Origin of the sequence: Candidatus Villigracilis vicinus (assembly GCF_016702885.1) — a bacterium.
GTDB classification, from domain to species: Bacteria; Chloroflexota; Anaerolineae; order Anaerolineales; family Villigracilaceae; genus Villigracilis; species Villigracilis vicinus.
Genome location: NZ_JADJDD010000008.1, coordinates 90,591 through 104,151 on the forward strand (window position 1 = coordinate 90,591; position 13,561 = coordinate 104,151).

General features: G+C 49.9%; 14 protein-coding genes. 2 read left to right on the forward strand and 12 right to left on the reverse strand.

Annotation, left to right across the window (positions count from 1 at the left end; genetic code table 11):
• Window positions 1-13 precede the first annotated feature (13 nt).
• The 12 genes from IPG80_RS08755 to IPG80_RS08810 form a co-directional block, all read right to left on the reverse strand.
• Window positions 14-877, reverse strand: a complete 864-nt coding sequence (locus IPG80_RS08755; RefSeq protein WP_345105319.1) for a protein phosphatase 2C domain-containing protein — start codon at window positions 875-877, stop codon at window positions 14-16.
• Window positions 874-2,802 carry an FHA domain-containing protein gene (locus IPG80_RS08760; RefSeq protein WP_345105322.1) on the reverse strand — a complete coding sequence of 643 codons (1,929 nt, stop codon included), beginning with the start codon at window positions 2,800-2,802 and terminating at the stop codon, window positions 874-876. Before IPG80_RS08760 ends, IPG80_RS08755 begins: the two co-directional genes overlap by 4 nt.
• A complete protein-coding gene (locus tag IPG80_RS08765; protein WP_345105325.1) occupies window positions 2,795-3,736 on the reverse strand; it encodes a hypothetical protein in 942 nt (313 codons plus the stop codon). Before IPG80_RS08765 ends, IPG80_RS08760 begins: the two co-directional genes overlap by 8 nt.
• A 143-nt stretch (window positions 3,737-3,879) precedes the next feature.
• The gene (locus IPG80_RS08770; RefSeq protein ID WP_345105328.1) at window positions 3,880-4,785 is read right to left on the reverse strand and encodes a hypothetical protein; all 906 of its coding nucleotides are present in this window, start codon (window positions 4,783-4,785) and stop codon (window positions 3,880-3,882) included.
• A gap of 30 nt (window positions 4,786-4,815) precedes the next feature.
• The gene (guaA, locus tag IPG80_RS08775; protein WP_345105330.1) at window positions 4,816-6,351 is read right to left on the reverse strand and encodes a glutamine-hydrolyzing GMP synthase; all 1,536 of its coding nucleotides are present in this window, start codon (window positions 6,349-6,351) and stop codon (window positions 4,816-4,818) included.
• An 11-nt stretch (window positions 6,352-6,362) separates the two neighbouring features.
• Entirely contained in the window at window positions 6,363-6,746 is a 384-nt protein-coding gene (locus tag IPG80_RS08780) for an HIT domain-containing protein (protein WP_345105335.1), read from the reverse strand.
• Window positions 6,747-6,824: 78 nt separating this feature from the next.
• Window positions 6,825-7,397: a xanthine phosphoribosyltransferase gene (gene xpt / locus IPG80_RS08785; protein ID WP_345105338.1), complete on the reverse strand. Its 573-nt coding sequence runs from the start codon at window positions 7,395-7,397 to the stop codon at window positions 6,825-6,827.
• Window positions 7,398-7,994: 597 nt separating this feature from the next.
• Window positions 7,995-8,132 carry a hypothetical protein gene (locus tag IPG80_RS08790; RefSeq protein WP_345105340.1) on the reverse strand — a complete coding sequence of 46 codons (138 nt, stop codon included), beginning with the start codon at window positions 8,130-8,132 and terminating at the stop codon, window positions 7,995-7,997.
• A gap of 717 nt (window positions 8,133-8,849) precedes the next feature.
• Window positions 8,850-9,416, reverse strand: coding sequence for a hypothetical protein (locus IPG80_RS08795; RefSeq protein ID WP_345105342.1), 567 nt, complete (start codon window positions 9,414-9,416; stop codon window positions 8,850-8,852).
• Entirely contained in the window at window positions 9,365-9,724 is a 360-nt protein-coding gene (locus IPG80_RS08800; RefSeq protein WP_345105344.1) for a hypothetical protein, read from the reverse strand. Before IPG80_RS08800 ends, IPG80_RS08795 begins: the two co-directional genes overlap by 52 nt.
• Before the next feature lie 66 nt (window positions 9,725-9,790).
• Entirely contained in the window at window positions 9,791-10,252 is a 462-nt protein-coding gene (locus tag IPG80_RS08805) for a DUF3368 domain-containing protein (protein WP_345105346.1), read from the reverse strand.
• A gap of 16 nt (window positions 10,253-10,268) precedes the next feature.
• Window positions 10,269-10,520 (reverse strand): UPF0175 family protein, encoded by a 252-nt coding sequence (locus tag IPG80_RS08810; protein WP_345105349.1) that lies wholly within the window; start codon window positions 10,518-10,520, stop codon window positions 10,269-10,271.
• A gap of 90 nt (window positions 10,521-10,610) precedes the next feature.
• On the opposite strand from IPG80_RS08810, the gene IPG80_RS08815 reads away from it, so the two are divergent.
• Together IPG80_RS08815 and IPG80_RS08820 are read left to right on the forward strand one after the other, a co-directional pair.
• On the forward strand, window positions 10,611-11,282 hold the full coding sequence (locus IPG80_RS08815; protein WP_345105352.1) for a Maf family protein: 672 nt from the start codon (window positions 10,611-10,613) through the stop codon (window positions 11,280-11,282).
• Between the two features lie 11 nt (window positions 11,283-11,293).
• Window positions 11,294-13,534 carry a penicillin-binding transpeptidase domain-containing protein gene (locus tag IPG80_RS08820; protein ID WP_345105355.1) on the forward strand — a complete coding sequence of 747 codons (2,241 nt, stop codon included), beginning with the start codon at window positions 11,294-11,296 and terminating at the stop codon, window positions 13,532-13,534.
• Window positions 13,535-13,561: the final 27 nt, after the last annotated feature.

A 13,561-nucleotide genomic window follows, 5' to 3' on the forward strand; every position in this document is an offset into this window, starting at 1 on the left:
TATAGGTGAGGGCTTACTCACCTGTTAACCAGCTAAAGATGCCTTTTTTGGGAAGTGTTTCTTCCACTCTGGGCATTGCCAGCAAAACCACCGAAATGTTGTCGTGCCCGCCGCGCTCGTTGGCAAGCCCAACCAAGGCTTCTGCCGCGGCTTTCAAATCCCGCTTTGAACGAATGATATCCTGAATCTCATCGTTCCAAACCAGATCGGTGAGTCCGTCGGTGCAGATCAGAATGGTATCTCCAGGATGCAGATGAAAACCTTGGTTATTGAGCGATTCTTCATCCGTCTCTTCGTTATCAATGCGTAAGCGAAAATCCACTTCGGGCAGGCGAATACCGCCAAGATGGCGGCGGATGACATGTACATTGGGATGGTCACGCATCTGTTCGGCAGAGATAATGCCTTTTTCGTAGGCTTCCTGTACCCAGGTATGGTCAATCGTCAGTTGTTGAATATATTTTCCACGCAGAAGATAGATGCGCGAGTCACCCACATACGCAGTATATAATTTGTTCTCGATGACCCACACACAGGCGCAGGTTGAGCCCATACCCTGTTCCTCTTCTCGTCCTGCAGAGTGGGTGGCGATCGCCTGGCTGGCATCGTGAATGGCGTTCTCAAGGATCTTGACCGGTTTTCTAGCGTTGCTTTCCGCCACATGCATGCTGATGTAATTCACTGCCAGTTCTGCCGCTACTTCGCCAGCGCGATGCCCGCCAATCCCATCTGCCACTACGGCAAACGTGGAAGGACGCGCATCATCCTTACCTAACTGGAACGATGAAACAGCATACCGGTCCTCATTATTCTTGCCTGAGAGGCCCGCATGGCTGAGGGCGGCTATGTGCAAGTGGGCGAGAGTGGTACGAATCATTCGTCAGGATTCACTGGGGTGATTTTGGGAGTTCTTGGGAGTGGGGGAGTCCGCAGTAGGAAACGGTACTTTAATTGACCAAAGTTTACCATATCCCCATGCTCCAATCGGCAGCCTTCGCGCGAGATCGGCTCATAATTCACCCATGTCCCCACAATGGATTGGACATCCAGAAGCAAATACCCGCCGTCTTCGGTGGTGCGGATGCGTGCATGTACAGACGAAATGGAAGGATCATCCAGGATCTGTGTGCATTGTACTGGGTCTGTACCGATCACGATTTCCTTGCCGTTCAATGGGATCGGCGGGACTGCGGAAAACTGCCCATCCGCTTGAATGCGAGCCAGCGAAGCCGCCGCTTCATTCTCTGATTTTTCAGCCGTCTTTGCCTTTCTTGGTTTGGGTTGGCGCTTCGGGCTTTTCTCTTTAACCTCTGTAGCCGGTGGTTCTGCCGCCATCACTGCGATGGATTGAGTGAGTGGGTCGCTTTGGACACGGCGCTGTTCTTGCATGGCACGCAGAGAGAGAAAACGGAAACGTCCGCCCAGCAGGATAACGAACAGCACGAGCCCTGCAAAGATGATCGCACCGAAGGTGAATTGCATGCGATACTTGGCAAGGAAGGCGGCAGGTCCGCTGGGCGCTTTGATGACAGTGACCAGGATCGGCAGCGGCATACTGGTTTTGCTTAATCCAAGCGAGTCAACCACTTCCACTGTCAATTGATGTTCACCGCTGACCGTATAGGGTATCAGATCCCAGTTGAATTTATTGAAAGGCTCGGCGGTATTCTCAGCCACGTTGACGCCGTCTACATATAACGTAGTACGTGCCAGTGGACGTTCAAAACCATCCGGGAATTCGATGATGATCTCGAGTTCCTGCGTTTCGGGCAAAAGGATTTCAGAATTGAAGGGGTCGTCTTCCGGTGCCTGACGTGTGATCTGCAACGCAGGGGATACAGGAATCGGGTTGGGTGGAAGTACGTTCAGGCTGAAGGTCTGTGGTGTAGAAGCGACCATGCCTGTTGAAGGCACATTCACTTGCAGCGAGATATTGTGGTCGCCGGAAGCGTTCAGGTGTGATGTGTAAGAGAGGGTGTAGATCCGGCGCAAAGGTGAAAAGTAAACTTCCGGATCGGGGAAGCGTTCTTCACCGGAGAATTGGAACATGCTGCCGCCGGTTTGAATGGCAAGGTTGTTGAAAACTGCAGCACTGGTAGTGGTGAAGGTTGTGTTTGCATCCACATACCAGACGAAAACGTGAATATTGCTTTCTACGGCGCGCTGGATCAGCGGCTCAAGCGATGCAGCCAGGTTGGCATCTTCCATTTGTGGAGTGATGAAAAGAATGGCACGATTCACACCAATGCGCGGCGTCTGTGCGCTGACCACATCCAAGGCGGTGACGAGGGATTGCAGGTTGGGGGTGGCGGTTCGGAGGTCTGGTTCAAAGCCTTCCAAGCCGACGATGAAATCGGCAGCAGGCGCGTGGTTGATGATCGGTCCTGCCTGGCTGACGAGGCTGAGGTCATCGGGCAGGTCGGTGGGGCGAGCCTGTGCCCATTGCAAGATGATCTGTGAAACACGTTGAAAACGGGAAATGCCATTGGCATTGCGGGCATCCAGGGCTTCGCCTTGATTGAAGGCGACTGCCAACTGGAGCGGGATCGCCATTTCTGTGAACGAATCGGCTGGGATGGGTTGCCCGTTTTCGAGAACAGAAACAGCATCCGGTTTAAGCCCTGAGGCGAAAATGCCGTTCGCGTCGGTTACATCCACAAACCCGGTAATGACCGGGAAGGTGGATGTGTCCACATTATGTAGCGTAACAGAGGCTGCGATCTGTCCCTGTGCATGCACAGGGACAAGGATCGTGCCCAGGATCAGGCTTATGGAGAAAAAGGAGACGAGGAGTTTACGCATCAGCCTGCGCGAGGATGGGGGTGCTTTCGATAGGTTTGGCGGTCAGCTGACGATAGGAAAGTGCCCAAGCCGTTTTGATATAGGCGGTGAGAACACCGTTGAAGCCTAAGAGAATGGGGACGTAGATGGCACAGCATACGATGGATATCCATGCTGTAGGCGGGAGAGCGGCACCTGCTTGATAGCTGGACATGCTGAAAACAAGCGGAACCATGGCTGCGATCAAAGGCAGGGCAAAGATCAAGCCAATAATACCGGCGCCGATGCCCAATACCAGTGAGAGGACGATCATGCCACCTATATCAGATTTGGCGATCTCCCAGCCGCGTTTGAAACCATCGAACATGGTGAGGTCTTCGGCAACGATGGCTGCCTGTGCCTGCTCAAGGATGACATTCACAACCCAGCCTACCGGAACGAGCACGCAGATGAGCGGGACTAAACACAATAATCCAATACCGGCTGTGGCGACAGCTATGAAAATAAAGGGAAGAAGAATCACAAAGAACGCCAGCCCAATGAGGAAATTCAGCCCGAAGAAACGCCAGAAATATGGCATGCTTTCAGACCAGAGTTCGGCAAACATAAGGGAGGCGGCGCCATCTTCCACTTTGTATACGCCTTTGAGAATACCGATACGCCCGATCATGCCAAGCGCATAAAATGCGAGAGAAAGTAACGCAAGCACTACGCAAACGGCAATGATGATGAGCAGATATTGTTGGAAGAATTCGCCCGCCTGATCAACGTATTGGCTGGGGTCGCCTGTGAAGTTTGTGGTTGGGTCGCTGCTGCCATTCGAGGAGCTGGAATTGCCGTTGCTGCCCCCATTACCGCTGGCAAAGCCTGCAAAAATCCCGAAAACCCACAGAATCTTGTAATTCCAAATGATCTGCCAGGATCGGGTAAGGATCTTTCCTAAATCGATTTTCATGTCATTCTCCAGAGCGTTACAGGTGGTCCTCCCGAGCGAGACCGGCTAAATCATACACTACTCAAAGATTTCCGTCCACTTGGGAGGTGGTTGGGAACGGGGATTTTCCGTCCCATACGACACCCTAATCTACGCGGAGAAGTTCACGAAGTCGCGGGGTTCTCTTCCTCCCCGAAAAGGACTATGTCACTTACCGCCGGGCGTGAGAGACGCAGATAGGAGATGCCTATAACGGAGTTCATGAATGTTCCGGTGATTCCAGTGACCAGTGACATGAACGGGAAGAAGATGCAAGCAAATAGGATCATCATCGCTATCACTGCCTGTCCGCTTATATCCACGCCGGATTCCATTAAGATCGGCGCCGCCGCGGCAGGTAGGGTTGCTGGAAAGATAAAGATACTGGAAACCAGTGTGGAGCCGAAATACGCGATCAATGTGACCAGGATGAACTTCCAAACATGCTCACGGACGACGTTCAGCGAGCGTTTGATGGCATCCCATGAACCCAGGTCTTCCTCGATCACTGCTACCATGGCTCCATCCATGACGGCGATGACGAGAAATGAAAGGGGCGTAAGCAGCATCATGATCGGCTGCAAACAAATGGAAGCAATGCCCATCGTCACAGCGGTAAGTGCCGCCACGCAGAGGAAGAAGACTGCAAAGACCGCTCCGATCGAAAACTGGATGATGAGCACAGCGCCGAGCACGCGCCCAAAATATTGAAAGCCATCCCGTACCAGATCCATAAAAGCCGTAGAGCCTTCACCGCGCTCCACCCGCAGGATGCCAAGCATCAACGACGTGGACCCGGCTGTATTCACCAACAAACTGACGATGAAACTGAGTGATAGCACTCCCAGCCAAAGCACAAGGAACAGCCCCATCATATCTTCATCCTCGCTAAAGAGAAAAATAGGTGCGGCAAATGTAACGAATATGAACGATGCGACCAGCATGGGGAACATCATGAACAACCAGAAGGATTTTTGTCTCCAGGTGATCTGCAAAGCGCGGGTTAAGACATTGCCATAATCGAAGTTCATTTTCATCTCCCAAACATCAATCTAAAATGACTATTCCCACTCGATCGTTGCGGGTGGTTTGCTCGTTATATCATAGACCACGCGATTGATGCCTTCCACTTCATTGACAATACGGCTTGAAACTTTTGCCAGCAATTCGAAAGGCAGGCGCGCCCAATCGGCGGTCATAAAATCGTCCGTGGTGACCGCGCGGATCGCCGCCGCCTCCTGATATGTGCGTTGGTCGCCCATCACGCCGACAGAGCGCACGGGCAACAAAACCATGAAAGCTTGCGAAGTCTGCGCACCCTTCCCAAGAAAACCGGCTTTGGATAATTCCTCCAGAAGGATCGCATCTGCCGCCCGCAGACGGGATACACGTTCGGGCGTACACTCCCCGAGACAACGCACGGTCAGACCGGGACCGGGGAACGGTTGCCGCCACACCAAGCCTTGATTCAAGCCGAGAGCTTCGCCCACCAAGCGTACTTCATCCTTGAATAGATAACGCAGAGGTTCGACGAGTTCGAACTGCATGTCTTCGGGCAGCCCGCCCACGTTGTGGTGTGACTTGATCTTCGCCGCCTTGCTTCTATCGGGTCCAGAAGATTCGACGACATCCGGGTAGATCGTGCCTTGCACCAGGAATTTCGGCTGACCGACATTCTTCGCTTCGCGCTCAAAAATACGGATGAACTTCTCTCCGACGATCTTGCGTTTTTTCTCCGGATCGGTTTGCCCTTTCAGCGCGCCAAGAAATTCTTCACTGGCTTCCACAGTAATTAATTCCGCGCCAAGCCCATTGCGGAAAGCATCCGCCACTTGAGCACCTTCGTTCGCGCGCAAAAGCCCCGTATCCACGAACACACAGACGAGTTGATCGCCGATGGCTTTATGGACCAATGCCGCCGCTACGGATGAATCGACTCCCCCCGAAACCGCCGCAAGCACACGTTCCTTGCCAACCTGCTCACGAATCCGTTTGACGCTTTCTTCGATGATGGAGGCGGGCGTCCAATCGGGGGTTGCGCCGCAAATGTCAACGGCGAAATGCTTGAGGAGTTCACTGCCGTTCGGGGTGTGATGCACTTCCGGGTGGAATTGCACGCCGAAATATTTGCGCTTCATATCGCCCATTGCCGCGTAGGGGCTGTTCCCGCTTTTTGCCAGAGCAACAAAGCCTTCAGGCAACTGAGTCACTTTATCGCCGTGCGACATCCAGACTTTGGATAGTACATCCAACATCGTGCCAGGAATTAGCGGCGTAATTTCTGCCTGCCCATATTCCCGTTCTGCCGAAGGATCCACTTTGCCGCCAAGGGCGTGGGTGAGGGCTTGCATTCCGTAACAGATGCCAAGGATGGGCAGCCCGCTTTCGAGAATGAATTTCTGAATGAAGGGGGCATTCTCTTCGTAAACGGATCTGGGTCCGCCGGACAAAATAAATCCCTTCGGTTTTATCGAAAGGATCTTTTCCTGAGGCGCATCCCAAGGGAAGAGTTCACAGTACACCTGCGCTTCACGCACGCGCCGGGCGATGATCTGAGCATATTGAGAACCGAAATCGAGAATTGCAATGGAATTCATGTAAATAATCCTCACCCCAACCCCTCTCCCTCTGGGAGAGGGGCAAGGGGAGAGGGTGAAATAAGATGAAAGTGTAAATGCGGAAAATCCTGATATTCTCCGCCATTGACGATGAGCCGATAAGCCTTGAGGTCAAATTCCTTTACGAGGCTTTGCACCGTGGCGTATAAGTCTGTGAGGAAAACGGTATCTTGCGGGTCAAGGTCTGCCAGCGTTTGCACCTGTCGCTTTGGGACGAGGAGCAGGTGCACCTTATAGCTGGGAGAAGGATGCTGAAAGGCGATCAGGTTCGACGTCTCGCGGAGGCGTTTGACCGGGATGGCAAAACTCATGTGTGTAAATATCCAACCGATGAGGAAAGTGATGAAGCGGAGGCGTAGAAATTTCCGAAGCATGAGCTTGTAGACGATTGACCATGGACGATTGACCATAGAAGATTTGCCATGGTCTGCGGTCTATCGTCTATCGTCAGGCTAATCCACAAACTCGATCTTGCCGTCATCCAACGATTTGATGCAAGCGATGGATTCGATCGGAACACCAAGCGGAGTTAACGCGTCGCGTCCGCCTTCGAAGATCTTCTCGATCAATGCGCCGATGCCAACGATATGTGACCCAGCGGCTTCTGCCAAACGCACCAGACCGAGAATGGTCTGTCCGCTGGCGAGGAAGTCATCGATGATCAGAACCTTTTCGTTGTTGGCAAGGTATTCGGGGGAGACGATCAACTCGACCATGCGCCCTTTGGTATGCGATGGCGCGAGAGTCAGGTAGACCTGATCGGGCATGGTGATGGGTTTGGTCTTGCGGGCATAGACGACGGGCAGCCCCATGTGAATGCCGGTGGTGATGGCAGGGGCGATGCCGGAAATTTCAGCCGTGAGGATCTTTGTCGCTCCTACATTTGCAAAACGTTTTGCAAAATCACGTCCACACTCGTCCATAAGCATGGGGTCCACTTGATGATTGACGAAACTATCCACTTTCAAAATCCCGCCGCCGAGTACTTTCCCCTCTTCTAAAATACGTTCTTGCAGTTTGTTCATTGCGCCTCCAATTGTCCAGACAGATTTATGGGGGTGATTTTACAACCGGAATGGGAAAGAGGAAAGAGGAAGTTTTGATAAGGGTTGGAACCTGGAAAGCGTTCTTGCTTCATTTGTAGAACTTAATTTAATCCAAGTTGCGACCTATAGAGAAGGTGAAAAAAAATTAACGCAAAGGCGCAGGGGCGCAAAGAAAAAGCACTTAAATCTTAGCGTCTTTGCGACTTTGCGTTAAAAAAGCTTGACCCATCACGCCAAAATATGTAAGGTGGCAACTTGAGTTAGGTACCATGCACAAAAACCATCACTATCACATTGCCAGTACTGGCTTGCAGCGTTACCAAAATTACAATCTCTACGTTGTGTGTCTCCTATATAATGTGTCGAGTAGTTATTTGGATCAACAGCATTAACTGGGCAGTTGTAACTACAAGTTATCTCAAAAATACTTTATCACCCTGAGGGAGCGTTTTTTGCGACCGAAGGGTCTCTTACATTGAGGTAGAGATCCTTCGCTACCGCTCAGGATGACATTTTTGAGACAGGTTCTAGTACAAGGGGTGTAATCTCCTCCCCCGCCTCAACATTGATCACCACCTACGCATGCCCCTCCACAACATGTTTCTCCACCTCCACACTGTGCATCTGATGAACAACCACTCGGTGGATATTCCCAGCATGAAGTGCCAGCACCATCATACCCACACGCACAACCAGTTCCGTCGTTTTGGGCATATATTTTTGTATTTGAGAGATTATAGCCAAGTACAAATATTGATACGCAAAATAATATTTTGATGTATACGACAATATTTTTTATTTCCATAAAATTTTATTTATTTGAACCATTTTCGCGCCGTTTAGTTCAATTGTCTCCCCAAGCTTATTGGCATACGATATTTCCGTAAATTTTCTGCTATCACTCCAAAATAAAATTATTAAATCATCCTTTTGAAAATGTGAAATATTCAGATTGGGATTATTCGTATCAATAGTCATTTTTTGTAAAAAAGCAATATCCGTCTTTCCCAATTCTTTGATAACGTATCTATAGTCAATTGATTCTTTATCAACCTTGAGCCCATCCTCCTTTTATTTGTATGATATTTAAATGTCCATGACTTCCCAAACATATCCTTTAGTGTTATTGTTTCTTTTTCAAAATCCATAGACTGAAACTTACCTGGAAATTTATATACAAATCCACTATCTGGATCGATTCTGATGGCTCTTGGTTTATAAATAAATAAACCTTTTGGTGTTATTGTCCAATTTTGTAAAAAAAACATTGCGGAGGTCGATAATAATTTTGCTATTTGCTAAAAAATTTGAATAAAACAGTATACTAAAGACGGCTATTATAATAAAGATTAAAGTAAGAAGATAAAAAATTACTTTCCTCGTTTCCATACTATCATTATTGACAATGTCGAACTAAAAGTCAACAAATGGTTAGAATCGAGGACTCCAATTGCCCCAATCAGTCAAGTCTGAGTCAATGAAAATTGTTTTATATGTGTTGCTTTTATCCTTATAAATCAAAACAGAATTTCCGTCTGTGAAGTTAACAACTACATAATTTGTTGTCTCAATCTCTATTTGTTTTCCTCTTGCATCTAATGTCTTTATGCTATCCCCCCACCAGCATTTGTTTGGCGACCTACCATCTATTTCAAAAAAAGTATCGTTATATTTAACTGTTCCCTCGAACCATCTACCAATTGCATTCGGAAAAATTGCTACTTTGTATTTTTCAATTACTGATATGTCACCACCTTTATTTTCTGGATCTTCACTTCCATCATCTTGAGGTATAAACTGTGCTTCTGCAACATTATAATTAGTTTCATCTTTTATACTTTCCCTTTCCCATTTTCCATCAATTAAACTCCAACCAGAGAAATCTAATATCTTTTTACCTTCTGGAGTTTCAGTAACTGTCATTTTATCAACCCTACTATCAATTGTTACTTCTGCTTCTGTTCCATATAGGGTTTCAAAGTGTATGTTCTTTTCCAATTTCCCTTTTCAAAAACAATTTCTGGGATAACGACTGTTTTTTCTGTTTCTGGGGTAGTGTGTGTAAGAGCTAAAGTTTTTAAATCATCGTTCCATTTAAAACGATAGTCGGTTCCAGCAAGACTTTTTTGTAATTCCTGAATTTCAGCAGGCAGGGCAGATTCTGGGGTGAGAGTTGGGGCTGGCGGGGTCAAGGTGGCAGTCACTTCCGAAGTGACTGTCACCTGCGGAGTGGGAGTCGCGCCCTCTGAAGAGGATTGGCAGGCTGCGAGAGTAAAAGCGAGAAAAATAAGGGTGGTTTTTTTCATGAAGGTCTCCCTGATTATATAAGACCTCCAAGGTGGATAAAACCTCGGAGGTCTTGCGAATACCAACTACTCCCCAATTTCAGACAAAATTCTTTGCATCAACTCATTGGTGATATAAAAACCGGCTTCATCTCGTAATCGGTTCAAACTATGCTTAACTGAAGTGATTTTCCCATCCTGCTTGGCGCGAATCAAAACCCCAAGAATTCCAATCGGGTTTAATCCCATCGACTTTGCAACCGAACGTCCTTCGCGTTCATCCATTAAGATTAAGTCGGCTTTTAGTTGAAGGGCAAGCGCAATAGCTTCGGCTTCCCCGTTGTCGAGTTCTCTTCGAATGGCGAGCACAACCTGTTGGTTTTCGATAGGCTCTTGGCGAAGCCAGCCTTCTGAAATGGCGCGGCGGATATTATCTGTACCAGGGAACTCGGTATCCAGCCGTAATTCGTCAATGACTGCTGGCGGGACGATTACCTCGCCAAATTGCTGGCGTAACAAGTCCAATTCCCCCACAATAGCCAGATTCATGATTGGTGATGTATTGCTAACCACGAGCATAGGTTAGGTCATCCTGAAAATCGTCCTGAGAATAATGGCGGGGTATGCCGCGTTTGCCAAGCAAAATGCCAAACTCGTATTTTGTCATCTCGCACAATTGGCGTGCCTTGCCAAATGACAAAATTCCCTGCGCGTACAGGGATACGGCTAGTTCGGTCAACATACGCTGCTGGCGTTCACCGCCCGGCAAACGCATGGCTTCTGCCACAGCATCGGGAATTTCCAAATGAATAGCCATAATTTGCTCCTTCCGATATTATAGCGCAACACTATTCCACCGCTTATCCCTGTTTAATCTGCTCAAAATGACTGTGTTAGAATCTTGCGCGTGAATGACAAGATAAAGTTTGTTCTAGCATCCAACTCTCCGCGCAGAAAACAGTTATTTGGTTTGAGCGGCTGGGAGTTCAGCGTCCTCGCCGCGGATGTGGATGAGACACCCTTTGAGCATGAAGTGCCGCGTGATTACGTGATCAGGCTGGCGCAAGCCAAGGCTTCAGCGATCCAAGCCCGGGCGGATGCCGATGCGCTTATCATCGGGTCAGATACAACGGTGGTGGATGGGCGTGAAATCCTTGGCAAGCCTGTCGATGAAGCAGATGCGCGGCGTATGTTGAAGCAGCTGCGCGGGCGGACGCATCAGGTCTATACCGGGGTTGCCATCCTGTATCGGAAAAATATGCTGATCGACTTGTCGATTATCGATGTGCCGATGCGCGATTATTCGGATGCGGAGATCGAGGCGTATATCCAAACCGGCGACCCGATGGATAAGGCGGGCGCGTATGCCATTCAGCACCCCGAATTTCAGCCGGTCTCTTCATTGGAAGGCTGTCGTGCCGGGGTGATGGGGCTGCCCATGTGCCATGTGCTGCGGATGTTGAAACCGTATGATATTGTTCCTTTTGCAGATGTTCCTGCGGCATGCCAATCTCTTTTAAAGTATGATTGCAAGGTCTCGCCGATGATATTGAGCGGGAACTTGTCAACTGGAAATTGAAAGGAAACGTAATGAAGTCATTACGCTGGAAACAATTTGTTCTGACCGCCTTCATCATTGCCGGGTGTACCTCTTCAGGGACGGGCGGCGGTATGTCTGCCATCTTTGCGACGGATACGCCTTTGCCGACGGCTCAAGTACGTGTAACACCTGCACCCAATGCAGAAGCGGCAGTGACGGCGTTCTTCGATGCGCTGAAGACTGATGATTATGAAGTCATGTATGCGATGCTTTCGCAAGCCAGCCGCGATGCGGTCACTTTGGAGGATTTCTCCAAGCGTTGGAACGATGCGCTGAACAATATGAGCGCCGCGAGCTTCGACGTTGTGCTTGGCAGCACTTCCATTACCCCTTTCAACGCTGAGATCGGATACACCATCACATACAAGACCGTCCTGGCTGGCGATATTCAGCGGGATATTGTGATGCGTCTTGTAAATGAGGACAATAACTGGAAAGTTCAGTGGGATGATGCGCTCATCCTGCCGGAACTGGCGGGTGGCAACCTGCTTGCAATGGAATATAACATTCCCGCACGCGGCGACATTTATGATGCCAAAGGTCTGCCGATCGCAACGCAAAACAACGCCTTCGCTTTCGGCATTCAAACTGACTTGATCGATTACAACATGATCGGCGCACTGACCACCGAATTGGGACGCCTGTGCGGTTTGGATCCGCTGGATATTCAAGCCAAGATCGATGCGGCCGGACCCGGTTGGTATTTGCCCATGTGCGAAGGCACACGCGAAGAAGCCCAGCGTTTGCTGTCCATCAATCCGGGTGGGTTGGCTTATAGTGAATATGAATCACGTTATTACAACCGCGGCGGGCTGGCTCCACAAGCGGTGGGGTACACCCTTGCGATCTCACCAGAGCAAGTGAACGAATACAAACGTAAAGGATATAGCGGCAGTGAACGCATTGGTCAGGCTGGCGTGGAACAGTGGGCAGAGGATTATCTCGCCGGGCAGCATGGCGGGACGCTGCGCGTGGTGAGCCCCACCGGACAGATCATTGCAACGTTGGGCAAGAGCGACCCCAAGCCCGCAGACTCGGTCTATTTAACCATTAACAGCAACTTGCAATTCCATGCCCAGTCGGCTGTGGAGTTCTTCCGCGGCGCGATCATTGTCATGGAAATGGATACAGGGCGTATCCTCGCCATGGCATCTGGACCTGATTTTGATCCGAACATTTTTGATTCGAACAATCCCAATAATTTGGGGTTGGGCGAGTTGTTGAATGATTCTCGTACTCCAATGTTGAACCGAGCCGCACAGGGTCAGCTTCCGCTTGGCTCTGTGTTCAAGATCATTACCTTCTCTGCCGCCCTTGAAAGCGGATTGTATTTGAAGGATACGACCTACGATTGTCAGTATGATTTCACTGAACTCCCCGACCAGGTTCGCCATGACTGGACCTGGCAGCATTGTCAGGATCGTGTTGCGGGTGGTTTGTTCTGTAACACGGTGGACAGTGTTCCATCGGGGTTAGTAACCCTGCAGGAAGGTCTGATGCGTTCCTGTAACCCGTATTTCTGGCACATCGGTAATGACCTGTATAACAACTGGGATCGCGGTACCGACATTGCCAATATGGCACGTGCATTTGGCTTGGGTTCACCAACTGGCATTCAGCAGATCCCTGAAGCCTCTGGGCAGATCGACGACCCTGCCACCGAGATCGACGCGGTCAATCAAGCGATCGGGCAGGGGACTGTATTGGTCACCCCGTTGCAAGTGGTTCGATTCATTGCTGCGATCGGGAATGGCGGCACGTTGTATCGCCCGCAGATCGTGGAAAAGATCCAGCCTGTGGAAGGCGACCCCGTCCTGACCTTCAAGACCGAGGCGCAAGGGACGCTTCCACTTCGCCCGGAGAACCTCGAGATCCTGCGTGAAGCCATGTTGATGGTGGTCGAAAACCCGAAAGGGACGGCACGCTTCAATATGCGTGGTTTGCAATTCACTGTGGCGGGCAAAACCGGCACAGCCGAATCTGGCAGCGGTAAACCGCATGGTTGGTTCGCCGGATATACCATGAACGAAGCCGACACCGGTTTACCGGATATTGCCATCGTTGCCGTTGGCGAAAATATCGGTGAAGGTTCAGAGTTTGCTGTGCCATTCTTCCGTGCCATGGTGGAAGCTTATTATTATGGCAGCCCGCAGCGCCAATATTATGATTATGGGCAGATCGGGTACCCGCCCTACACGCCCACTCCGCCCGGAGGCGGCGTTATCCCTTAGCTCATCATGGGGAGACAGTCATTTCGT